The sequence below is a fragment of the Pseudomonas chlororaphis subsp. aurantiaca genome, assembly GCF_013466605.1.
In the GTDB taxonomy this organism is placed as follows: domain Bacteria; phylum Pseudomonadota; class Gammaproteobacteria; order Pseudomonadales; family Pseudomonadaceae; genus Aquipseudomonas; species Aquipseudomonas chlororaphis_I.
Genome location: NZ_CP059162.1, coordinates 6,555,623 through 6,577,598, shown reverse-complemented (window position 1 = coordinate 6,577,598; position 21,976 = coordinate 6,555,623). Strand labels below are relative to the sequence as shown.

At 63.4% G+C, this 21,976-nt stretch carries 19 protein-coding genes; 14 read left to right on the top strand and 5 right to left on the bottom strand.

Features of this window, described 5'->3' with window-relative positions:
• Nucleotides 1-99 precede the first annotated feature (99 nt).
• Entirely contained in the window at nucleotides 100-1,182 is a 1,083-nt protein-coding gene (gcvT, locus tag H0I86_RS30180) for a glycine cleavage system aminomethyltransferase GcvT (protein ID WP_180923204.1), read from the top strand.
• 51 nt (nucleotides 1,183-1,233) lie between these two features.
• Nucleotides 1,234-1,617, top strand: a complete 384-nt coding sequence (gene gcvH, locus H0I86_RS30175; RefSeq protein ID WP_092298127.1) for a glycine cleavage system protein GcvH — start codon at nucleotides 1,234-1,236, stop codon at nucleotides 1,615-1,617.
• Nucleotides 1,618-1,681: 64 nt separating this feature from the next.
• On the opposite strand, the gene H0I86_RS30170 is transcribed toward gcvH, so the two are convergent.
• Nucleotides 1,682-2,821, bottom strand: coding sequence for a DegT/DnrJ/EryC1/StrS family aminotransferase (locus tag H0I86_RS30170; protein ID WP_180923203.1), 1,140 nt, complete (start codon nucleotides 2,819-2,821; stop codon nucleotides 1,682-1,684).
• Nucleotides 2,822-2,995: 174 nt separating this feature from the next.
• Here H0I86_RS30170 and gcvP point away from each other — a divergent pair, with 174 nt between their 5' ends.
• Nucleotides 2,996-5,869 carry an aminomethyl-transferring glycine dehydrogenase gene (gene gcvP, locus H0I86_RS30165; RefSeq protein ID WP_180923202.1) on the top strand — a complete coding sequence of 958 codons (2,874 nt, stop codon included), beginning with the start codon at nucleotides 2,996-2,998 and terminating at the stop codon, nucleotides 5,867-5,869.
• A 77-nt stretch (nucleotides 5,870-5,946) separates the two neighbouring features.
• Here the strand turns inward: gcvP and H0I86_RS30160 are convergent, their stop codons facing one another.
• Nucleotides 5,947-6,264 carry a DUF2388 domain-containing protein gene (locus H0I86_RS30160; RefSeq protein ID WP_009051394.1) on the bottom strand — a complete coding sequence of 106 codons (318 nt, stop codon included), beginning with the start codon at nucleotides 6,262-6,264 and terminating at the stop codon, nucleotides 5,947-5,949.
• A gap of 209 nt (nucleotides 6,265-6,473) precedes the next feature.
• Between H0I86_RS30160 and H0I86_RS30155 the strand changes: the two genes are divergently transcribed.
• Nucleotides 6,474-7,457: a hypothetical protein gene (locus H0I86_RS30155; RefSeq protein WP_180923201.1), complete on the top strand. Its 984-nt coding sequence runs from the start codon at nucleotides 6,474-6,476 to the stop codon at nucleotides 7,455-7,457.
• Between the two features lie 9 nt (nucleotides 7,458-7,466).
• Here H0I86_RS30155 and tfpB read toward each other — a convergent pair whose 3' ends face one another.
• Complete coding sequence (gene tfpB / locus H0I86_RS30150) at nucleotides 7,467-9,245, bottom strand: type IV pilus assembly ATPase TfpB (RefSeq protein WP_180923200.1); 1,779 nt, start codon at nucleotides 9,243-9,245, stop codon at nucleotides 7,467-7,469.
• Nucleotides 9,246-9,371: 126 nt separating this feature from the next.
• Nucleotides 9,372-9,692 carry an ACT-like domain-containing protein gene (locus H0I86_RS30145; protein WP_150085994.1) on the bottom strand — a complete coding sequence of 107 codons (321 nt, stop codon included), beginning with the start codon at nucleotides 9,690-9,692 and terminating at the stop codon, nucleotides 9,372-9,374.
• Between the two features lie 124 nt (nucleotides 9,693-9,816).
• Between H0I86_RS30145 and H0I86_RS30140 the strand changes: the two genes are divergently transcribed.
• Entirely contained in the window at nucleotides 9,817-10,287 is a 471-nt protein-coding gene (locus tag H0I86_RS30140) for an Lrp/AsnC family transcriptional regulator (RefSeq protein ID WP_180923199.1), read from the top strand.
• A 77-nt stretch (nucleotides 10,288-10,364) separates the two neighbouring features.
• Here the strand turns inward: H0I86_RS30140 and H0I86_RS30135 are convergent, their stop codons facing one another.
• Nucleotides 10,365-11,732: a CYTH domain-containing protein gene (locus H0I86_RS30135; protein WP_180923198.1), complete on the bottom strand. Its 1,368-nt coding sequence runs from the start codon at nucleotides 11,730-11,732 to the stop codon at nucleotides 10,365-10,367.
• A 158-nt stretch (nucleotides 11,733-11,890) separates the two neighbouring features.
• Here H0I86_RS30135 and argE point away from each other — a divergent pair, with 158 nt between their 5' ends.
• From argE to ssuB, 9 genes are all read left to right on the top strand, one after another.
• Nucleotides 11,891-13,039 carry an acetylornithine deacetylase gene (gene argE / locus H0I86_RS30130; RefSeq protein WP_150085996.1) on the top strand — a complete coding sequence of 383 codons (1,149 nt, stop codon included), beginning with the start codon at nucleotides 11,891-11,893 and terminating at the stop codon, nucleotides 13,037-13,039.
• Nucleotides 13,040-13,184: 145 nt separating this feature from the next.
• Nucleotides 13,185-14,483 carry an amino-acid N-acetyltransferase gene (gene argA / locus H0I86_RS30125; RefSeq protein WP_038574944.1) on the top strand — a complete coding sequence of 433 codons (1,299 nt, stop codon included), beginning with the start codon at nucleotides 13,185-13,187 and terminating at the stop codon, nucleotides 14,481-14,483.
• Between the two features lie 506 nt (nucleotides 14,484-14,989).
• Entirely contained in the window at nucleotides 14,990-16,363 is a 1,374-nt protein-coding gene (locus H0I86_RS30120) for an OprD family porin (protein WP_009051387.1), read from the top strand.
• Nucleotides 16,364-16,635: 272 nt separating this feature from the next.
• Nucleotides 16,636-17,274 (top strand): peroxiredoxin, encoded by a 639-nt coding sequence (locus H0I86_RS30115; protein ID WP_009051386.1) that lies wholly within the window; start codon nucleotides 16,636-16,638, stop codon nucleotides 17,272-17,274.
• A gap of 254 nt (nucleotides 17,275-17,528) precedes the next feature.
• The gene (ssuE, locus tag H0I86_RS30110) at nucleotides 17,529-18,122 is read left to right on the top strand and encodes an NADPH-dependent FMN reductase (protein ID WP_007928287.1); all 594 of its coding nucleotides are present in this window, start codon (nucleotides 17,529-17,531) and stop codon (nucleotides 18,120-18,122) included.
• An 89-nt stretch (nucleotides 18,123-18,211) separates the two neighbouring features.
• Nucleotides 18,212-19,180 carry a sulfonate ABC transporter substrate-binding protein gene (locus tag H0I86_RS30105; RefSeq protein WP_180923197.1) on the top strand — a complete coding sequence of 323 codons (969 nt, stop codon included), beginning with the start codon at nucleotides 18,212-18,214 and terminating at the stop codon, nucleotides 19,178-19,180.
• Between the two features lie 24 nt (nucleotides 19,181-19,204).
• Nucleotides 19,205-20,353, top strand: a complete 1,149-nt coding sequence (gene ssuD / locus H0I86_RS30100; RefSeq protein ID WP_180923196.1) for an FMNH2-dependent alkanesulfonate monooxygenase — start codon at nucleotides 19,205-19,207, stop codon at nucleotides 20,351-20,353.
• A gap of 9 nt (nucleotides 20,354-20,362) precedes the next feature.
• Complete coding sequence (gene ssuC, locus H0I86_RS30095) at nucleotides 20,363-21,151, top strand: aliphatic sulfonate ABC transporter permease SsuC (RefSeq protein ID WP_124355513.1); 789 nt, start codon at nucleotides 20,363-20,365, stop codon at nucleotides 21,149-21,151.
• The gene (gene ssuB / locus H0I86_RS30090) at nucleotides 21,148-21,954 is read left to right on the top strand and encodes an aliphatic sulfonates ABC transporter ATP-binding protein (protein ID WP_124355512.1); all 807 of its coding nucleotides are present in this window, start codon (nucleotides 21,148-21,150) and stop codon (nucleotides 21,952-21,954) included. The genes ssuC and ssuB overlap by 4 nt, the downstream gene beginning before the upstream one ends.
• Nucleotides 21,955-21,976 lie beyond the last annotated feature (22 nt).

The following is a 21,976-nucleotide window of genomic DNA, read 5'->3' as shown; positions in this document are numbered from 1 at the left end:
TGATCGGGTCTCTTGAATTGTCTGAGAGCCATCTATTTCAAGGCTTCCAGCTCATACGGCGACCGCCCGCACCTTCGCCACGCCCGGAAGGAGAAACCCATGGGACAGCGCACGCCTCTGTATGACCTTCATCTCGCCCTGGGCGCGAAGATGGTCGATTTTGGCGGTTGGGATATGCCTCTGCATTACGGCTCGCAGGTCGAGGAGCACCATCAGGTGCGACGCGATTGCGGGGTTTTCGATGTATCCCACATGACCGTGATCGATGTCGACGGACCCCAGGCCAAGGCCTGGCTCCAGCACCTGCTGGCCAACGACGTCGAACGCCTGCAAAGCCCCGGCAGGGCCTTGTACAGCGCCATGCTCAACGAGCACGGCGGCATCGTCGACGATATGATCGTCTACCGCACCGACACCGGTTACCGGCTGGTGGTCAACGCCGCCACCCGTGATCAGGACATGGCCTGGATGCAGGCGCAACTGGGCGATTACCAGGTGCGACTGCACGAACGCTCCGAGCTGGCGATGCTGGCGATCCAGGGGCCCCACGCCCGCCACAAGATCGCCGAACTGGTGACCCAGTCGCGCGGCACGCTGATCCAGCAACTCAAACCCTTCGAAGGCCAGGCCGATGGCGACTGGTTCATCGCGCGCACCGGCTACACCGGTGAGGATGGCCTGGAAATCGTCCTGCCGGCCGACCAGGCCCCGGCGTTCTTCAACGATCTGGTCGGCGCGGGCATCTCGCCGATCGGCCTCGGCGCCCGGGACACCCTGCGCCTGGAGGCCGGCATGAACCTGTACGGCCAGGACATTCACCAGGGCGTTTCACCGCTGGTGGCCAACATGGCCTGGAGCATCGCCTGGGAACCGGTGTCGCGTAAGTTCATCGGGCGCACCGCGCTGGAGGCCGAGCGCGTGGGTGGGGTGAAGCACAAACTGGTCGGCCTGGTGCTGGAAGAGCGTGGCGTGCTGCGTGCCCACCAGGTGGTGCGCATCGCCGATGTTGGCGAAGGGGAGATCACCAGTGGTAGTTTCTCTCCTACGCTTAGCAAATCGATCGCCCTGGCACGGGTGCCCATGGCTACCGCCGACCGTGCAGAAGTGGAAATCCGTGGCAAGTGGTACCCGGTCCGGGTGGTAAAACCGACCTTCGTGCGTCATGGCAAAACCTTGATCTAACTTATTTCCGGCGGGATCTACCGCTGACATTTCTTCTTGAGGACACAGAACATGAGCGATATCCCTGCTGACCTGCGTTTTGCCGAAAGTCACGAATGGGCCCGTCTGGAAGCCGATGGCACCGTGACCGTGGGCATCAGCGACCACGCTCAGGAAGCCCTGGGCGACGTGGTGTTCGTCGAGCTGACCGAAGTCGGCAATGTCTTCGGCGCTGGCGACCAGGCCGGTGTGGTGGAATCGGTGAAGGCCGCTTCCGACATCTACGCGCCAGTGGCCGGCGAAGTGATCGCGGTCAACGAAGACCTGAGCGGCAGCCCGGAGCTGCTCAACAGCGACCCGTACGGCGCCTGGATCTTCAAGCTCAAGCCAAGCAATGGCGCTGACCTGGACAAGCTGCTGGACGCTGCCGGGTACCAGGCAGCCATCGGCGAATAAGGCTTTACATCGATTGCCAGCCGGCCCGCTCCCTTTGCCGGGGCGGGCCGGCTGGGAATTGCCTTTACTGCTGCAACACTTCCTTCACGGTCGCCACCGACCGCTCTACATCGCTCTTGCTCATGGCCGTGAACATCGGCAACGAGACGATCAGGCGTCCCACCCGTTCCGCCACCGGGAACATCCCCTCCTTGAAACCGCGCTCGCGGTACAGGCTCAGTAAGTGAATCGGCGGGTAGTGATAGCCGATGCCGATGCCGCGTTCCTGCATCTGCTCCATAAAGGTCGCCCGCGCCGGTTTGCCGTCATGCCGCTCCGGCAGTACCAGCTGGAACAGGTGCCAGTTGCTGTTGCTGAAGTCTGCCGGTGGCAATTGCGCGCCGTAACGGGTTTCGAAGTCGCTGCCAAGGCATTCGAAGTAATGCCGGGCCAGTTCGCGGCGGTGAGCGGTGAAGGCTTCGAGATGGGCGAACTGGCCCAGGCCGATGGCCGCCGCGACGTCGGTCATGTTGAATTTGCCGCCCAGCACGTCCACGTCCAGGCCATCGAAGCCGTGGCGAGTCACGCCTTGCAGGCGGTACTTCTCCGCCAGGCGGGCCTCTTCGGCGGTGTTCAGCACCAGGGCGCCGCCCTCGCTGCAGGTGACGTTCTTGTTGGCCTGGAAGCTGAAAGACACCAGGTCGCCGCCGGCACCGATGCGCTCGCCGTTCCAGCTCGAGCCCAGCGCCTGGGCGGCATCTTCTACGACCCGCAGGCCGTGTTTGCGCGCCAAGGCATACAGGCGCGGCATGTCCAGCGGCAGGCCGGCGAGAAACACCGGGATGATGGCTTTGGTCCGTGGCGTGATGGCCGCTTCCACCTGGGCCAGGTCGATGTTGCGGGTAACCGGGTCGATGTCGGCGAACACCGGGGTGGCGCCGACTTCGAGAATCACGTTGGCCGTGGCCACCCAGGAAATCGGCGTGGTGATGACTTCGTCGCCAGGGCCGATGCCGGCGATACGCAGGGCGATCTCCATGGTGCAGGTGCCGGAATTGAAGGTGCGCACCGGGCGCCCGCCGCAGTACTGCGAGAGTTGCGCTTCGAAGGCCTGGACCTTGGGCCCGCTGGTGATCCAGCCCGAACGCAGGACTTCGCCGACGCTGGCGATGGTGGCTTCATCGATGGTGGGTTTGGAGAACGGCAGGAAAGGCAGCTGGCTCATGACGATGGGGTACCCGATAAGCAGAGGTCGAGGCAGGGCGGCGGGCCGCGCCGGAGTCGAGCATCATGCTACCGGTTCGCCCGGGGTGCCACACCGTCGGCGTCCGGGATCGGCTGCTATGCTGCTTTGACCGTGTTCCATCGACGCCGAGCGCCGCCTGAGAGAGAGCCCGTCATGTCCCAGTTGCCGTCCTTGAGCCAGTTACGCGATCCCAATGCCTTTCTGCGGCGTCACCTCGGGCCCGACGCCGCCGAGCAGCAAGCGATGCTCGATAGCCTGGGCCTGGGCAGCCGGGTCGAGCTGATCGAGCAGACCGTGCCGCCGGGCATCCGTTTCAACCGTCCGCTGGACCTGCCGCCGGCGCTGGACGAGCAGGCCGCCCTGGCCAAGCTGCGTGGTTATGCCGAGCAGAACCAGGTCTGGACCAGCCTGATCGGCATGGGTTACCACGGCACCCTGACCCCCACGGTGATCCTGCGCAACGTGCTGGAAAACCCCGGCTGGTACACCGCCTACACGCCCTACCAACCGGAAATCGCCCAGGGCCGGCTCGAAGCACTGCTCAATTTCCAGCAACTGACCATCGACCTCACCGGCCTGGAGCTGGCCAACGCTTCGCTGCTGGACGAAGCGACCGCCGCCGCCGAAGCCATGGCCCTGGCCAAGCGCGTGGCCAAGTCGAAAAGCAATCTGTTCTTCGTCGACCAGAACTGCCATCCGCAGACCCTTTCGGTGGTGCAGACCCGCGCCGAAGGGTTTGGCTTCGAACTGGTGGTCGACACCCTGGACAACCTCAAGCGGCACCAGGTCTTCGGCGCCTTGTTGCAGTACCCGGACACCCACGGCGAGATTCGCGACCTGCGGCCGCTGATCGATCACCTGCATGCGCAGCAGGCGCTGGCCTGCGTGGCGGCCGACCTGTTGAGCCTGTTGCTGCTGACGCCGCCGGGCGAGCTGGGGGCCGACGTGGTGTTCGGTTCGTCCCAGCGCTTTGGCGTGCCCATGGGCTACGGCGGGCCCCACGCGGCGTTCTTTGCTAGCCGCGAGGAGTACAAGCGGGCGATTCCGGGGCGGATCATCGGCGTGTCCAAGGATGCCCGGGGCAACGTGGCGCTGCGCATGGCCCTGCAGACCCGCGAGCAACATATCCGCCGCGAGAAGGCCAACTCGAACATCTGCACCGCCCAGGTGCTGCTGGCCAATATCGCCAGTTTCTACGCGGTCTATCACGGCCCGGAAGGTCTGCGGCGCATCGCCCAGCGTGTCCACCGGCTGACCTGCATCCTCGCCACTGGCCTTGAGCGCAAGGGCATCGAGCGGCTGAACCGGCAGTTTTTCGACACCCTGACGCTGGAGGTCGGCGGTAGCCAGACGGCCATTATCGAGAGCGCCAAGGCCGCGCAGATCAATCTGCGGATCCTCGGGCGCGGGCACCTGGGCCTGAGCCTGGATGAAACCTGCGACGAGAATACCGTCGCCCGCCTGTTCGATGTGTTCCTCGGTGCCGACCACGGCCTGGACGTGGCGCAACTGGACGCTGAAAGCCTGGTCCCGGGCATTCCCCAGGACCTGCTGCGCAGCACGCCTTACCTGAGCCATCCGGTGTTCAACAGCCATCACAGCGAAACCGAGATGCTGCGCTATCTCAAGCAGCTGGAAAACAAGGACCTGGCGCTGAACCAGTCGATGATCCCGTTGGGCTCCTGCACCATGAAACTCAATGCCAGCAGCGAGATGATCCCCATCACCTGGCCCGGCTTCGCCAACCTGCATCCCTTTGTCCCGCCGGAGCAGGCGCTCGGCTATTCGCTGATGATCGAAGAACTGGAGCGCTGGTTATGTGCCATTACCGGCTTCGACGCGATCTGCATGCAGCCCAACTCCGGGGCCCAGGGCGAGTACGCCGGGTTGCTGGCGATCCGCAAATACCACGAGAGCCGCCAGCAGGGAGAGCGCAATATCTGCCTGATTCCCGCCTCGGCCCACGGCACCAACCCGGCCTCGGCGCAGATGGCTGGCATGCAGGTGGTGATCGTCGATTGCGACGACGCCGGCAACGTCGATCTGCAAGACCTGAAAGACAAGGCCCTGGCCGCGGGCGAACACCTGGCGTGCCTGATGGTCACCTATCCTTCGACCCACGGGGTGTACGAGGAGGGCATCGGCGAGATCTGCGAGGTGATCCACAGCCACGGCGGCCAGGTGTACATGGACGGCGCCAACCTCAACGCCCAGGTCGGGCTGACGCGACCGGCCGATATCGGTGCCGACGTTTCCCACATGAACCTGCACAAGACCTTCTGCATTCCCCACGGCGGCGGCGGGCCGGGCATGGGGCCGATCGGCGTGCGGGCGCACCTGGCGCCGTTCGTGGCCAACCACCCGGTGGTGGCCATCGACGGGCCGCTGCCGCAGAACGGCGCGGTCAGCGCGGCGCCCTGGGGCAGCGCGAGCATCCTGCCGATCAGCTGGATGTACATCGCCCTGATGGGGCCACAGCTGGCGGATGCCAGCGAGGTGGCGATCCTCGCCGCGAACTACCTGGCCGAGCACCTGAGCGGGGCCTTTCCGGTGCTCTACAGCGGGCGCAATGGCCGGGTCGCCCACGAATGCATTCTCGACCTGCGGCCGCTCAAGGCGCAGACCGGCATCAGCGAAGAGGACGTGGCCAAGCGCCTGATGGACTACGGTTTTCATGCGCCGACGATGTCGTTCCCGGTGCCGGGCACGCTGATGGTGGAACCCACCGAAAGCGAGTCCAAGGCTGAGCTGGACCGCTTTATCGAGGCCATGCTGAGCATTCGCGCCGAGATCGCCCAGGTCCAGGAAGGCAACTGGCCGGCCGAAGACAACCCGCTCAAGCGTTCGCCCCATACCCTGGCGGACATCGCCGGGGTATGGGAGCGGCCCTACAGCATCGAACAGGCGGTGATCCCCAGCCCCCACGCCAGGGCGTACAAGTACTGGCCGACGGTGAACCGGGTCGACAATGTCTACGGCGACCGCAACCTGTTCTGCGCCTGCGTACCGGTGGATGCCTACCGCTGAGCTCGAACGGCGGGCAAAAAAATACCGCTCTTGTGAGCGGCATTTTTCGTTGCGCCAGCCTGGCTACCGGTTGGCGGTCACTGCTGGGCGATGGCGTTTTTCGCCAGGATCGCGTTGGCCAGCTCCATGTCGGTGGCCTGCAGGCCCGGGTTGTCGGCACGGACTTTCTGCATCGCGGCTTCCAGGTACGGACCGCGGATGCTGCCTTCGCTGGCGACGAAGCTGCTGGCGTCGTCCTGGGCGGCGGCGACCAGCTTGTGATCCTTGGAAGTCAGGTAGGTGGAAGCGGTGGTGGCGCCGGTGGAAAGGATGTTACGCCAGAAGCTGTCGGCCATTGCCGAACCTACAGGCAGGGAAAGCAGGGCCAGGGTGGCGACAGCTGTTTTGAAACGCATGGTGGGTGACTCCAGCTAGGGGGGAAAACTGAGCCCTTTGATAGGCATTGGCCCGATTGAGTTCCCTGTGGCACCAACAAGCTTTCGCCGGCGTGGACAGGGGCTGAAACGACCTGTTCAGGAGCGGCCGCCGCACCTCGGTATCGAGTCAATGTGCTGGAACGCAGGGGCGGCATTTGACACCATGGGCGACTTTCTCGACTGCACGGATGCCGGCCTTGATTTTTGGCGCGATGATCTACGCAACCCTGTTGAACCTGGTGTTGCTGTCCTTTATTGGACTTCCCTTGCTGCTGATAGCCTGGCTCATTCCGGCCTTCCGACACCGGATGCGTCGTCAGCCCCTGCACTTCGGTGTGCTTGCAGGGGTATGCGCAATCATCGTGGTTTGCACACTGTGGAAAATCCATAGCGACGACCAGCTTAGAAAGGCACTCCACCCGCAACTTGAGCAGGACGTGCAGCTTGATGGCCTGCCATTGCCCGCAGGCGCCAAGCTGAATCTGGGAACACTTGAACCTCTGGACTCGCAAGGCCAGCCGCAACCCTATGGACTGCGCAGCCTCTATTACGCCAAATTCGCTGCACCACACACCATCAACGGTGTGGAGATTACAGAGTTGCAGATGCACGGCAGCGGCCCTCTCTCAAAGATGCTGCTGAGCCGTGACCAGGTCGTTGCGGGCTGGCCCTGCACCGGCGGCACCTGGGTAACGCTGGACATCGCCGACGCGGACCGCTTGCAACCCAGCCGCTGGCGCTTCTCTGAATGCACCCTGGTGACCGGAGCCGATGTGGCAGGGGTGAAGTGGCCGAACTCCAGCGAGGTCAGGCAACAATACGACGGTAGGTTCAGAATCAACAGCATCGGTCTGGCTTCACCAGCGGTGGTTATCCAGGGGATAGCGCTGTCGAGCCTGAGCCTGGATCTCGACGAGCAACGGCAACCCGGACGTTGGAACGGGCAACTGGCGCAAGACCTGACCCTGGGCGATTGGCACTACCCCCGCGGCATGAGGGTTCGCCAGGACACGCCGGGGACCCTGATGTTCAGCCCGAGCAAGTCGGACTCCGCGCAGAACCTGCGCACGGAGGAAACGCTCAACGCCGGGCGCTCGATACTGCAACGCAGGGAGAACGGCGCGGTGCTGTGGATCAAGCCCAATACCGGGTTGGGTGTCCTCGACTGGTAGCCGGACGGCTCATCGCTGCTCGCTTTGTGGCGTTACCCGCAATATCTCCTCGAGGGTGGTCAGCCCGGCCGCGACTTTCTGCGCCCCGGACAGGCGCAGGCTGCGCATGCCTTCCAGAAAGGCCTGGCGGCGTATGGCGAGCAGGTCGGCGTCGGCGCTGATCAGGGCCTTGAGGCTGTCGCTCAACTGCATGATTTCATACACCCCGGCGCGGCCCCGGTAGCCGGTATCGCGGCATTCCAGGCAGCCGGTGGCGCCGTGGGCATGGCTGGGCAGCGGCGCCTGCCAGGGCCGGGTCAGGTTTTGCCAGTCGCCTTCGTCCAGGGTCAGCGGGGTCTTGCAGTGCGGGCACAGGGTGCGCACCAGGCGCTGGGCCATGACCCCGAGCAGCGTGGCCTTGATCAGGTAGGGCGCGACGCCCAGTTCCAGCAGGCGGCTGATGGCGCCGGGGGCATCGTTGGTGTGCAGGGTCGACAGCACCAGGTGGCCGGTGAGGGCGGCCTGGATTGCCATTTCCGCGGTTTCCAGGTCGCGGATCTCGCCGATCATGATGATGTCCGGGTCCTGGCGCATCAGTGCGCGCACGCCGCTGGCGAAGGTCAGCTCGATGTTGTGCTGGACCTGCATCTGGTTGAACGCCGGCTCGACCATCTCGATCGGGTCCTCGATGGTGCAGAGGTTGACCTCCGGCGTCGCCAGTTTCTTCAGGGTGGTGTACAGGGTGGTGGTCTTGCCCGAACCAGTGGGGCCGGTGACCAGGATGATGCCGTTGGGCTGGCGGGTCATTTCCTGCCAGCGCCGCAGGTCGTCGCTGGAGAACCCCAGCTGGTCGAAGTCCTTGAGCAGCACCTCGGGGTCGAAGATGCGCATGACCATTTTCTCGCCGAAGGCGGTGGGCAGGGTCGACAGGCGCAACTCCACCTCGCCGCCTTCCGGGGTCTTGGTCTTGACCCGGCCGTCCTGGGGTTTGCGTTTTTCCGCGACGTTCATCCGGCCCAGGCTTTTCAGGCGGCTGACCACGGCCATGGTGACCTGGGGCGGGAACTGATAGACGTTGTGCAGCACCCCGTCGATGCGAAAGCGCACGGTGCCTTGTTCGCGGCGCGGCTCGATGTGGATATCGCTGGCCCGCTGCTGGAAGGCGTACTGGAACAGCCAGTCGACGATATTGACGATGTGCGCGTCGTTGGCATCGGGCTCCTGATCGCTGGCGCCGAGGTTGAGCAGTTGTTCGAAGTTGCCCGGGGCGTTGCTTTTCTGGTCGGCGCTGGCCCCGGTGACCGACTTGGCCAGGCGGAAGAACTCCACGGTCAGGCGCTGGATTTCCACCGGGTTGGCTACGACCCGCTTGATCGGCAGCTTCAGCACATGGGTCAGGTCGGCTTCCCAGGCGCTGACATAAGGCTGGGCGCTGGCCACCGTGACGGCCTCGGCGTCGATCGATACCGCAAGGATCTTGTGGCGTTGGGCGAAGGCGTAGGACATCAGCGGGGTGACGGCGGCGACATCGATTTTCAGCGGGTCGATGCGCAGGTATGGCTGGCCGGCCTGTTGCGCCAGCCACAGGGTCAGGCTTTCCAGGTCCAGGCGTTTACCTGGCCGACGGAGGTCGTCCAGGTGCTGGCTGGCGAGAAACTCCAGCGGGTGCAGCTGACTGTTGGCGGCGTTGCGGCGGGTGGTCAGGGCATGTTCGGCCGAGTCCTGGCTGATGAAACCCTGGGCGACCAGGTCGCGCAGCAGATCGTTGAGATCCAGCCAGCGGTCCTGGGTAACGAGAGGAACGGACATGCGGGCTCCTTGTGAACAATCCGGCAGCGGGCGGGTTAGATGCGCCTCTGACCACGGAATGCCAAGAATAGTCCCGGGATGGCGACCGTCAGTCGCCCAAGCGTTGCAGGGTTTTGCCAGGCGTCCTCAGCCAGCGGCCTGCAGCGGCTCGCGCTCGGCGAGTTGCAGCTGTACCGAACACACGCTGACCAGGTTGCGCAGTTTTTCCGCGATGACTTGCGCGCGGTGCCAGCTCAGGCCCTCAAGCAGCACTTCCATCAGCAGCGAACCGTCCTGCTGTTGCACCTGGACCTGCTGCGGTAGCAGGGACTGCAGGGCGAAATGATTGAGCACCCGGCACAACACATCGGCCTCGGCGTCGGTGACCAGTTGGTAATGCACCCGGCAATGGGTGTTGGCGACATTCCACACATCGGCGCGGGAACTGACGGCTTCGAGAGGGGGCATGGGATTCTCCAGATCAATGGAGAAATTTTTACATTCGGTTGCGGGTATTTCTTATCTAAGATGAAGGGATTTTCGAAAATGTCGAATCATGTGATTCGTATTTGTTGGCTATTGAGGAATATCTATGCATAGCGAGCTGGACTCCTACGACCGCCGCATCCTGGCGCTGCTGCAAGAAGACGCTTCGCTGTCCAGCGCGCAGATCGCCGAACAGGTGGGGCTATCCCAGTCACCTTGCTGGCGGCGGATCCAGCGGCTCAAGGAGGAGGGGGTGATCCGTGGCCAGGTGACGCTGCTCGACCGCAAGAAGATCGGCCTCAACACGCAGATCTTTGCCGAGGTCAAACTCAACGCTCATGGCCGTTCCAACTTCACCGAATTCACCGAGGCGATCCGCGGTTTTCCGGAAGTGCTGGAGTGTTATGTGCTGATGGGGGCAGTGGATTTCCTGTTGCGCATAGTCACGGCGGACATCGAGGCGTACGAGCGTTTCTTCTTCGAGAAACTGTCGATGGTGCCGGGGATTCAGGAAGTGAATTCGATCGTGGCGCTGTCGGAGATCAAGTCGACCACCAGTTTGCCGGTATTGCGCTGAAGACGGGGTAAAGCGGTGGGTGCTGTCGCGAGCCAGCTCGCTCCCGCAAGGCAGGAGCGAGCCTGTTCATGGAGCCCTTACATGCGCAGCAAGGTCTTCCACGCGCGGTTCTGGAACACCGTGATCGCCTGTTGCTTGCGGGCATCCAGGGCTTCGTCGGTGATCGGCTCGTGGGCCAGTTGCGCCAGCTTGTTCAACTCGCCGTACAGACGGTCCAGCTCCGGGATTTCCAGCACGTTGCGTGCGTGATGCAGCCAGGACTGGATGCGTTCGATACGCGGCAGTTGCTCGGCCAGGTCTTCCGGCTGTTGCTGGTAGCGGGGCAGTTGCAGGGAGCTGGCTTCGTCGGCCAGCAGGCGCGGCAACCAGCTGCCCAGTTGCGCCGCACCCTGGCGGTTGCCACGGGTATTGCGCTCGGCGGTCCAGCTGCGGGCCAGCAACCAGCGCGAGGTGTTCAGCGAGAACAGGCCCCAGCGCACGTCCTGCAGCTCTTCGATGAACTGCTCGGGCGCGGCCTTGCGCACGTCTTCGTCGTCCAGGCCGGCTTGCACCAGTGGGCGCCAGTCTTCCAGCAGGCCGTCCAGCGAAGCGCGCAACTCGGCGGTCGCCTGGCGCGGCGCGGCCTGGCCCAGGCTGCTGACCAGGGCGCGCAGTTCCGCCAGGTTCTCGACCCAGTCCTGCAGCAAACGCCAGTGACCGTTGAAGCGATATTGCTCGGCCAGGCGCTGGCTGCTGCCCAGCAGGTGCCAGGTCAGCGCTGCGAAGGCGTCGTCCAGCGGCGTTTCCGCGCTCAGCTCCGGAGCGGGCAGGCTCAGGGAGTAGCTGTTGGCGTCGAACAGGCGGTAGCCGCGCTCGGCCTTGCTGATGTCGCAGGGCATCAGCGGCAGGGTGGCGGCCAGCTCGGCGGCCAGTTCCAGCAGGGCGGCCGGTTCGCCTTCGCGCAGTTCCAGTTCCAGCTCGCAGATCTCTTCCTTCTGCTTGCCGGCGATCACGTGGCCCAGGTCCAGGGCGGCCTCGATCACCACCTTGGCCTTGCCGCGGCCCCAAGCGATTTCCGCGCGTTCGCGGACGAAGTCGGTGGTGAAGATCGGCTTGAGGGCCTTTTTGTCCAGCTCGGCCAGTTGCTCGGGCCAGCATTCGCCGTCGAGTTTCTTCAGGTCGAGCTTGGCTTTGGCCAGGTGCCAGTCGTACTCGTTGCGTTCCGACAGGCCGGCGACGCTCTGGCCTCGGGTCTTGAGGGTCTGGATCACTTCTTCGCCGTCGCGGCGCAGGCGCAGGGCGACCTTGGCGCGGGCCAGGTCGCGCTCGGGCGTGTCGAAGTACTGGTTCATCAGTTCGCGGTGTTCCCAGCCACTTTTATTGCGTTTTTTCAGGAGCGGGTGCTCACGCAGGGCGGCGAGGGTTTCGCGGCTGACGCGGAGTTTGATTTCGGTTTCTTTCTGCATGGCCGGAAAATCCAGGATCGGGAGCGCAGCCGGGGGAATGTGTGGCTGCCTAGGTCGTGCAGTGTACAGGACTCGCCGCGTCGAGGTGCCGTGGCGGTTTATTCCTGTCGCAGGATGGCTCTATGATGGACTTCATCTTGGAACCCGAGAGCCAGCGCATGCCATTGCCGTCCATGAAAGAGCAGTTCGCTGCGCTGATTGCCACACCTTCGGTCAGCTGTACCCAGCCGGCGCTGGATCAGTCCAATCGTGCGGTCATCGATTTGCTGGCGAGCTGGCTCGGCGACCTGGGTTTTGCCTGCGATATCCAGCAGGTCAGCCCCGGCAAGTTCAACCTGCTCGCCAGTTTCGGCAGCGGCCCCGGCGGCCTGGTACTGGCCGGGCACAGCGACACCGTGCCCTACGACGGCGCGCTGTGGCAGACCGACCCGCTGAAGCTCACCGAGGTCGACGGACGCTGGGTCGGCCTGGGCAGCTGCGACATGAAAGGCTTTTTCGCCCTGGTCATCGAGGCGGTCCGGCCGTTGCTGGAGCAGCCCTTCAAGCAACCGTTGCTGATCCTCGCCACCTGCGACGAGGAAAGCTCCATGGCCGGCGCCCGGGCCCTGGCCGAAGCCGGCCGGCCATTGGGGCGCGCCGCGGTGATCGGCGAGCCGACCGGGCTGCGGCCGATCCGCATGCACAAAGGCGTGATGATGGAGCGCATCGATATTCTCGGGCGCAGCGGCCATTCCTCCGACCCGAGCCTGGGCCATAGCGCCCTGGAAGCCATGCACGATGCCATCGGCGAACTGCGCGGCCTGCGCCTGGCGTGGCAGCGCGAATTTCGCAACCCGCAGTTCAGCGTGCCGCAGCCGACCCTGAACCTTGGGTGTATCCACGGTGGCGACAACCCGAACCGCATTTGCGGCCAATGCTCGCTGGAGTTCGACCTGCGGCCGCTGCCGGGCATGGACCCGCAGGCGCTGCGCGCGGCCATCCGGCAGAAGCTGGTGCCCGTGGCCGAGCGGCATCAGGTGACGATCGACTTTGCACCGCTGTTCCCCGAAGCGCCGCCCTTCGAGCAGGCCGAAGACTGCGAATTGGTGCGGGTGGCCGAGCGCCTGACCGGCCATCGCGCCGAAGCAGTGGCGTTCGGCACCGAAGCGCCTTATCTTCAGCGCCTTGGCTGCGAGACTGTGGTGCTGGGCCCGGGCGACATCGCCTGTGCTCACCAACCGGGGGAATACCTCGAAATGTCACGCTTGCAGCCTACCGTGCATCTACTACGTGAACTGATTAACCATTACTGCCTGACGCCGGCCTGATTTCTACTAAATCACCGACGGCCAAGCCCGTACCTCAAGGAGAGCGAGCGTGTCGCCAAGCCTGTTCCGACGATAACCACCAGCCCGCTGTGCGTTTTCCCGTTTCGTCCTTTTATAGGCTGCTTCTTATTTACAGGCTCAGGTTATGCCCGAATACGTCAATTGGCTTCGTCACGCTTCTCCTTATATCAATGCCCACCGCGACTGTACCTTCGTGGTCATGCTGCCCGGCGACGGCGTAGAGCATCCGAACTTCGGCAACATCGTCCATGACCTGGTGTTGCTGCACAGCATGGGCGTGCGCTTGGTGCTGGTACATGGCTCGCGTCCACAGATCGAAGCCCGCCTGGCTGCGCGCGGCCTGACCCCGCATTACCACCACGGCATGCGCATCACCGATGCGGCGACCCTGGAATGCGTGATCGACGCCGTTGGCCAGTTGCGCATCGCCATTGAAGCGCGGCTGTCCATGGACATGGCGTCCTCGCCGATGCAGGGTTCGCGTCTGCGGGTCGCCAGCGGTAACCTGGTGACCGCCCGGCCGATCGGCGTGCTCGAGGGTGTCGACTATCACCACACCGGCGAAGTGCGTCGGGTCGACCGCAAGGGCATCAACCGCCTGCTGGACGAGCGCTCGATCGTGTTGCTGTCGCCTTTGGGCTACTCACCGACCGGGGAAATCTTCAACCTCGCCTGCGAAGACGTCGCCACCCGCGCGGCCATCGACCTGGCTGCCGACAAGCTGCTGCTGTTCGGCGCCGAGCGTGGCCTGCTGGATGAAAACGGCAATCTGGTGCGCGAACTGCGTCCGCAACAGGTGCCGGCGCATTTGCAGCGCCTGGGCAGCAACTATCAGGCGGAGCTGCTGGATGCCGCGGCCGAAGCTTGCCGGGGGGGCGTAGGGCGCAGCCATATCGTCAGCTACGCCGAAGACGGCGCGCTGCTGACCGAACTGTTCACCCGTGACGGTGGCGGTACGCTGGTGGCCCAGGAGCAGTTCGAACTGGTCCGCGAGGCGGCCATCGAGGACGTCGGCGGTCTGCTGGATCTGATCAGTCCGCTGGAAGAGCAGGGCATTCTGGTGCGGCGTTCCCGCGAGGTGCTCGAGCGTGAGATCGAACAGTTCAGCGTGGTCGAGCGCGAGGGGATGATCATTGCCTGTGCCGCGCTCTACCAGATCGCCGACTCCGACGCCGGGGAGCTGGCCTGCCTGGCGGTGAACCCGGAATACCGCCACGGCGGTCGCGGCGACGAACTGTTGGAAAGGATCGAAACCCGGGCCCGGGCCCAGGGCCTGAAAACCCTGTTTGTCCTCACCACCCGTACCGCTCACTGGTTCCGTGAGCGCGGTTTTGCCCCTAGCAGCGTCGAGCGTCTGCCTTCCGCGCGGGCCTCGCTGTACAACTACCAGCGCAACTCGAAGATCTTCGAAAAAGCCCTCTGAGCTTCATCCCCTTCGACAACCCGCTCTTGACAGAGCGGGTTTTTTGTTGTGCCTGCCGAGCCTGATTCAGGTTTCAGAAAAAAGAAGGTGGTCGATACAAGAACTGTAACAAATTGACGCGACCATTGGCGCGACGCCATTATTGCGTCGCCTTTTCGATACTGGTTGACGTATCTGGCTTATGTTTTAACTGGTCGATCTAAAGATCAGTGGGGAAATATCATTCAGGAATTAAAAAGGGCGCCGATACCTTGTGCCACGGCTCAAAAGACGCGCCTATTGATATTCCATAATGGTATGAAAAAAAATGAAATAATTCTTTTTGGGATTATGAGAAATTCATTACCCTGCAAGGACCAAACCATCGCGATTAGACCTTGGTCGTAGACACAGTTGGTTACGATTGACTTATGGGTCACGGTCTGGCGCTAATCGCCCACCGATGGACCCGGGGCAGCAGACCCTGGGCCTGAGTACACAAGAATTAGAAACGAGAGGAGCGAAACATGAACAAGTCCACCTTGGCCCTGGCTGTGGCCGTTGGGGTTATGGCGCAGCAGGCAGGCGCCGCCGGTTTCATCGAAGACAGCAAGGCCACTCTGGGTCTGCGTAACTTCTACATCAATACTGACAACCGCGATGCCGACACCAAGGCGTCCGGCGCGCAGAGCAAGCAGGAAGAGTGGGGCCAAGGCTTCCAGCTCAACTTCACTTCCGGTTACACCGAAGGCACCGTCGGCTTCGGTCTCGACGCCATCGGCCTGTTGGGCATCAAGCTGGATTCGGGCGGCGGCACCAACGGCGCCACTGCTACCTCTTATGGCGGCACTGTTTTCCCAAGCGAGTCCAATGGCAAAGCGGTCGATAACTACTCCAGCCTGGGCCTGACCGCCAAAGCCAAGATCTCTCAGACCGAACTGAAGCTCGGTACCCTGCAGCCAAAACTGCCGGTTATCGTGACCAACGATGGTCGTATGCTGCCACAAACCTTCCAGGGCGGTCAGATCACCTCGAACGACATCAAGGACCTGACACTGGTGGGTGGTCAGATCGAGCATGCCAAGGGTCGTAACTCCAGCAACAACGAAGAACTGTCGATCGCGGGCGCCAACGCACACACCGCTGCTGGTCGTGACAGCAACAAGTTCATCTACGGTGGTGGTGACTACAAGATCACTAAAGATCTGACCGCTCAGTACTACTACGGCAACCTGAAAGACTTCTACAAGCAGCACTTCGTTGGCCTGCTGCACAACTGGGCTATCGGCCCGGGCGTATTGAAGTCTGACCTGCGCTACTTCAACAGCCGTGACGACGGTGCCAACGGCCACGACTCGGCCTACTACACCACCGGTGACTACGGCACTGGCATCACCAAGGGCAAGGTTGATAACAACCTGATCAGCGGCCTGTTCCTGTACTCGGTTGCCGGCCATACCTTCGGTGGCGGCTACCAGGTGAGTAACGGTGACAGCGACTTCCCTTGGCTGAACCAGGGTGACGGTTCGTCGGCTTACCTGACTACCGACATGCAGATCGCCAAGTTCGCCCGTGCTGGCGAACGTACCTGGCAAGCTCGCTACTCCTACGATTTCGCCAAGGTAGGCGTGCCTGGCCTGACCGCCGGTGTGATCTATCTGCGTGGCGATAACATCGACACTTCCGGCAAAGAGGGTTCCGTTCTCCCTCAGCGTACCGTTTCGGCGACCAACGCCAGCGAGTGGGAACGGGACCTGACCGTGGCCTACGTGATTCCGGAAGGTCCGCTGAAGAACCTGGGCCTGACTTGGAAAAACGCCATGTGGCGTAACGATATTCCGGGCCAGCGCTCGCAGGACGAAAACCGCCTGATCGTCAGCTACTCGATCCCGCTGTTGTAATCCGACGTTAAAACCTCGCCCGGCGCAATGCCGGGCGAGGTGTTGTCATCCAGGTCGGACCCACCCCCGCAGGTCCTCCCTGAAACCCCTCTTTACAGCTACTCAAGGCCTTCTCGAACCTTGTCGAAGATGGTGTGCCCTGGGCGCGCGCGAATCCAGTGAAGAGATTTTTAATATTCATTTATCGTTTAAATAAATCGATATTTATTCTTTTTAAATATTCCCAGGCGCAGGCACAGTAGGGCTCATAACGCACTCACAGGAGCAGCAACATGAGCCTCAGACTTGGCGACATCGCCCCCGACTTCGAACAGGATTCCAGTGCCGGCAAGATTCGTTTCCACGAGTGGCTCGGCGACAGTTGGGGCGTGCTGTTTTCCCACCCGGCGGACTTCACCCCGGTGTGCACCACCGAGCTGGGGTTCACTGCCAAGCTCAAGGACCAGTTCGCCGAGCGCGGCGTGAAAGCCATTGCCCTGTCGGTGGACCCGGTGGACTCGCACCACAAGTGGATCGAGGACATCAACGAAACCCAGAACACCCTCGTCAACTTCCCGATCCTGGCCGACGCCGACCGCAAGGTCTCGGACCTGTACGACCTGATCCACCCGAATGCCAACGACACCCTGACCGTGCGTTCGCTGTTCGTCATCGACCCGAACAAGAAGGTGCGCCTGACCATCACTTATCCGGCCAGTACCGGGCGCAATTTCCACGAGATCCTGCGGGTGATCGACTCGCTGCAGCTCACCGACAACTACAAGGTGGCCACCCCGGCCAACTGGCAGGACGGTGATGAAGTGGTGATCGTGCCGTCGCTCAAGGACGAAGAGGAAATCAAGAAACGCTTCCCCAAAGGTTATCGCGCGGTCAAACCCTACCTGCGCCTGACGCCGCAACCGAATCGCTGACACCGTGGGCCCGCAGGCGCGAGCCGGCATTGCCGCCGCCTGCGGGTCATGTACCGCTTCCACAAAGCAGGGGTTTTAAGGCCGTTTCGACGGCCTATTTTTTTGCCTGGAGAATGGTATTTCATATATTCATTTATAGAATAAACAAATGAAAAAATAAGATTTATGGATATATAAATAGGCTGTTAAGGTCTGCTCAGCTCAGCGAGATCGCAAACCGCGAATCGTCCATTACCGCTAAAGGAAACCTCTGCATGCTGGTCGTCTCACTCGGTGGCAGTCCCAGCCAACGCTCCCGCTCCGGGGTGCTGCTGGAACACGCCAAACGCTGGTTGCAGCAACAAGGTGTGGAAGTGGTCGACTATCAGGTCCGGGATTTCCCGGCCGAGGATCTGCTCCACGCACGCTTCGACAGCCCGATGGTGATCGACCTGTTGCAACAGATCGAACAGGCCGACGGCTTGCTGATCGCCACGCCGGTCTACAAGGCATCGTTTTCCGGCGCGCTGAAAACCGTGCTCGACCTGCTGCCGGAGCGTGCCCTGAACCACAAGGTGGTGTTGCCGATGGCCACGGGCGGCAGCATCGCCCACATGCTGGCGGTGGACTACGCGCTCAAGCCGGTGCTGTCGGCCCTCAAGGCCCAGGAGATGCTCCAGGGCATCTTCGCCGAGGACAGCCAGATCGCCTACGGCGAGGGCAGTGCCCAAGCGCAGCTGGCGCCGGCCCTGGAACAGCGCCTGCGCGAAGCCCTGGAACAGTTCCACAGCGCCATGGCGCGACGTCCCAAGCCGCTGGACCCGAATCTGTTGAATGATCGTTTGTTGAGTGCTCGCTGGAGCATTTGAGTCCTACCCGAATCTGAAGTACTGGCCTTACTTAGCCGCCAACGGCCTAGCAGGTGCAGCCAAAACCCAACAGCAAAAAGGAGAGCGCCATGCGCCCTGTGATTTTGCGTCGTGGTCTGGTCGCTCTGTTTGCTGCGGCTGTGTCCTTCGGCGCCATCGTTCAAGCCCACGCGGCCGAGACCCTGCGTATCGGCTATCAGAAATACGGCACCCTGGTGCTGCTCAAGGCCAAGGGCTCGCTGGAGAAGCGCCTGGCGGAGCAGGGCGTGCAGGTGCAATGGACCGAATTCCCCGGCGGCCCGCAGCTGCTGGAAGGGCTGAACGTCGGCTCCATCGACTTCGGCGTCACCGGCGAGACCCCGCCCGTATTCGCCCAGGCCGCCGGTGCCGACTTGTTGTACGTGGCCTACGAGCCACCGGCGCCGACCAGCGAAGCGATCCTGGTGCCCAAGGATTCGCCGATCAAGTCGGTAGCCGAGCTCAAGGGCAAGAAGGTAGTCCTCAACAAGGGCTCCAACGTGCACTACCTGCTGGTCCGCGCCCTGGAAGACGCCGGCCTCAAGTACAGCGACATTCAGACCGTATTCCTGCCGCCCGCCGATGCTCGCGCCGCCTTCGAGCGTGGCAGCGTCGATGCCTGGGTGATCTGGGACCCCTATCAGGCGGCGGCCGAGAAGCAGTTGCAAGCCCGCACCCTGCGTGACGGCAGCGGCATCGTCGACAACCACCAGTTCTATCTGGCGACCAAACCCTACGCACAACAGTACCCCGAGGTGATCAAGGCCCTGGTGGAAGAAGTGCGCGCGGTGGGCGAGTGGTCCAAGGCCAACCCGGACGAGGTGACCCAACAGGTGGCGCCACTGCTTGGCCTGCCGGCGGACATCACCCTGACCTCGGTGAAACGCCAGGGTTATGGCGCGTACTTCCTGACCCCGGACGTGGTGGTGGCCCAGCAGAAAATCGCCGACAGCTTCCACCAGCTCAAGCTGATTCCCAAGCCCCTGAGCATCAAAGACGTGATCTGGACGCCTCCGGCCGCCGTTGCCAAAGCGCCGTAACTCGACCCCTTAGGAGACAACTCCATGAGCCTCAATATTTTCTGGTTCCTGCCTACCCACGGCGACGGCCATTACCTTGGCACCGCCGAAGGCGCTCGCGCCGTCGACCACGGTTATCTGCAGCAGATCGCCCAGGCGGCCGATCGCCTCGGTTTCGGCGGCGTGCTGATCCCCACCGGGCGTTCCTGCGAGGATTCCTGGCTGGTGGCGGCCTCGCTGATCCCGGTGACCCAGCGCCTGAAGTTCCTGGTCGCCCTGCGCCCCGGGATCATTTCCCCGACGGTGGCGGCGCGCCAGGCGGCAACCCTGGATCGCCTGTCCGGCGGCCGGGCGCTGTTCAACCTGGTGACCGGTGGCGATCCGGACGAACTGGCCGGCGACGGCCTGTTCCTCAGCCATGAAGAGCGCTACCAGGCTTCGGTGGAGTTCACTCGTATCTGGCGTCGGGTGCTGGAAGGCGAAACCGTCGACTACGACGGCCAGCACATCAGCGTGAAGGGCGCCAAGCTGCTCTATCCGCCGATCCAGCAACCACGTCCGCCGCTGTACTTCGGCGGTTCTTCGGAAGCCGCGCAGGACCTGGCCGCCGAGCAGGTGGACATGGTCCTGACCTGGGGCGAACCACCGGCCGCGGTGGCCGAGAAGATCGAGCAGGTCCGGGCCAAGGCCGCCAAGCAGGGGCGCAGCGTGCGCTTCGGCATTCGCCTGCACGTGATCGTGCGTGAAACCAACGCCGAGGCCTGGCAAGCGGCCGAGCGCCTGATCTCCCATCTGGACGACGACACCATCGCCCGTGCCCAGGCCTCCCTGGCGCGCTTCGATTCGGTCGGCCAGCAACGCATGGCGGCCCTGCACGGTGGGCGCCGCGACAAACTGGAAGTCAGCCCCAACCTCTGGGCCGGCGTCGGCCTGGTACGGGGGGGCGCGGGCACCGCGCTGGTCGGCGATGGCCCGGCCGTGGCGGCGCGGATGAAGGAGTACGCGGACCTGGGTATCGACACCTTTATCTTCTCCGGTTACCCCCACCTGGAAGAGTCGTACCGGGTGGCCGAGCTGCTGTTCCCGCACCTGGATATCGAGCGTCCCGAGCTGCCCAAGGGCGCCGGGTACGTCAGCCCGTTCGGCGAAATGGTCGCCAACGACATCACTCCCAAAGCTGCGTCCCAGAGCTGAGGCGTGGCCATGATCGGACAAAGCTTGTTCCATCGCCTGGCACCCTGGGCCCTGCCACTGCTGTTGCTGGCGGTGTGGCAGTTGTCGGTCTCGGCCGGTTGGCTGTCGACGCGAATCCTGCCGGCACCCAGCGCGGTGATCGAAGCCGGGGTCGGCCTGGTGCGCAGCGGCGAAATCTGGACCCACCTGGCTATCAGCGGCTGGCGCGCGGCGATCGGTTTCCTGATCGGCGGCAGCATCGGCCTGGCCCTGGGGTTCGTCACCGGCCTGTCGAAGTGGGGCGAACGCCTGCTCGACAGCTCGGTGCAGATGATCCGCAACGTACCGCACCTGGCGCTGATTCCCCTGGTGATCCTGTGGTTCGGCATCGACGAGTCGGCGAAGATTTTCCTGGTGGCCCTGGGCACCCTGTTCCCGATCTACCTGAACACCTACCACGGCATCCGCAATGTCGACTCGGCGCTGGTGGAAATGGCGCGCAGTTATGGCCTGGCAGGCGGAGCCCTGTTCCGCCAGGTGATTCTGCCGGGCGCCTTGCCTTCGATCCTGGTGGGCGTGCGTTTCGCCCTGGGCTTCATGTGGCTGACGCTGATCGTCGCGGAAACCATCTCCGCCAGCTCCGGCATCGGCTATCTGGCGATGAACGCCCGGGAATTCCTGCAGACCGACGTGGTGGTGCTGGCCATCGTCATGTATGCCGTGCTCGGCAAACTGGCGGACCTCGCCGCGCGCGGCCTGGAACGTGCCTGGCTGCGTTGGCATCCGGCCTATCAAGTGGCCAAGGGCGGTGCGCAATGACGGCTCAACAACCTCCACGCCTGCTGCGCGGTATTCCGCTGGTGGTGCGCAAGCTGCAAAAAACCTTCGGTTCGCGCCAGGTGCTGCGCGAGATCGACCTGCATATTCCGGCCGGGCAATTCGTCGCGGTGGTCGGCCGTAGCGGCTGCGGCAAGAGCACCTTGCTGCGCTTGCTGGCCGGCCTCGACAAGCCTACCGGTGGTGAATTGCTGGCCGGTGCCGCGCCGCTGAGCCAGGCCATCGAGGACACCCGCATGATGTTCCAGGAGGCGCGCCTGCTGCCCTGGAAGAAAGTCATCGACAACGTCGGCCTGGGCCTCAAGGGCGATTGGCGCCCCCAGGCCCTGGAAGCCCTGGAGGCGGTGGGCCTGGCCGATCGCGCCAATGAGTGGCCGGCCGCCTTGTCCGGCGGCCAGAAGCAGCGCGTGGCCCTGGCCCGGGCGCTGATTCACCAGCCGCGCCTGTTGCTGCTGGACGAGCCCTTGGGCGCGCTGGATGCCCTGACCCGGATCGAGATGCAGCAACTGATCGAGCGCCTGTGGCAGCAGCATGGCTTCACCGTCCTGCTGGTGACCCACGATGTCAGCGAAGCGGTGGCGGTGGCCGACCGGGTGATCCTGATCGAAGAAGGCGAGGTCGGTCTCGATCTGCTGGTGGAGCTGCCGCGCCCTCGGGTGCGTGGTTCCCATCGGCTGGCGGCGCTGGAAGCCGAAGTACTCAACCGCGTGTTGTCGCTGCCCGGGTCGCCACCCGAGCCGGAACCCGTTTCACCCTTGCCCACGCAATTGCGCTGGGCGCAATAAAAGCGGCGGCAAGCTTTGAGCT

Bases quoted from the DNA above. Each gene is read 5' to 3' on its own strand.
- gcvT (WP_180923204.1), top strand. From the start codon at position 100: ATGGGACAGCGCACGCCTCTGTATGACCTTCATCTCGCCCTGGGCGCG.
- gcvH (WP_092298127.1), top strand. From the start codon at position 1,234: ATGAGCGATATCCCTGCTGACCTGCGTTTTGCCGAAAGTCACGAATGG.
- H0I86_RS30170 (WP_180923203.1), bottom strand. From the start codon at position 2,821: ATGAGCCAGCTGCCTTTCCTGCCGTTCTCCAAACCCACCATCGATGAA.
- gcvP (WP_180923202.1), top strand. From the start codon at position 2,996: ATGTCCCAGTTGCCGTCCTTGAGCCAGTTACGCGATCCCAATGCCTTT.
- H0I86_RS30160 (WP_009051394.1), bottom strand. From the start codon at position 6,264: ATGCGTTTCAAAACAGCTGTCGCCACCCTGGCCCTGCTTTCCCTGCCT.
- H0I86_RS30155 (WP_180923201.1), top strand. From the start codon at position 6,474: ATGCCGGCCTTGATTTTTGGCGCGATGATCTACGCAACCCTGTTGAAC.
- tfpB (WP_180923200.1), bottom strand. From the start codon at position 9,245: ATGTCCGTTCCTCTCGTTACCCAGGACCGCTGGCTGGATCTCAACGAT.
- H0I86_RS30145 (WP_150085994.1), bottom strand. From the start codon at position 9,692: ATGCCCCCTCTCGAAGCCGTCAGTTCCCGCGCCGATGTGTGGAATGTC.
- H0I86_RS30140 (WP_180923199.1), top strand. From the start codon at position 9,817: ATGCATAGCGAGCTGGACTCCTACGACCGCCGCATCCTGGCGCTGCTG.
- H0I86_RS30135 (WP_180923198.1), bottom strand. From the start codon at position 11,732: ATGCAGAAAGAAACCGAAATCAAACTCCGCGTCAGCCGCGAAACCCTC.
- argE (WP_150085996.1), top strand. From the start codon at position 11,891: ATGCCATTGCCGTCCATGAAAGAGCAGTTCGCTGCGCTGATTGCCACA.
- argA (WP_038574944.1), top strand. From the start codon at position 13,185: ATGCCCGAATACGTCAATTGGCTTCGTCACGCTTCTCCTTATATCAAT.
- H0I86_RS30120 (WP_009051387.1), top strand. From the start codon at position 14,990: ATGAACAAGTCCACCTTGGCCCTGGCTGTGGCCGTTGGGGTTATGGCG.
- H0I86_RS30115 (WP_009051386.1), top strand. From the start codon at position 16,636: ATGAGCCTCAGACTTGGCGACATCGCCCCCGACTTCGAACAGGATTCC.
- ssuE (WP_007928287.1), top strand. From the start codon at position 17,529: ATGCTGGTCGTCTCACTCGGTGGCAGTCCCAGCCAACGCTCCCGCTCC.
- H0I86_RS30105 (WP_180923197.1), top strand. From the start codon at position 18,212: ATGCGCCCTGTGATTTTGCGTCGTGGTCTGGTCGCTCTGTTTGCTGCG.
- ssuD (WP_180923196.1), top strand. From the start codon at position 19,205: ATGAGCCTCAATATTTTCTGGTTCCTGCCTACCCACGGCGACGGCCAT.
- ssuC (WP_124355513.1), top strand. From the start codon at position 20,363: ATGATCGGACAAAGCTTGTTCCATCGCCTGGCACCCTGGGCCCTGCCA.
- ssuB (WP_124355512.1), top strand. From the start codon at position 21,148: ATGACGGCTCAACAACCTCCACGCCTGCTGCGCGGTATTCCGCTGGTG.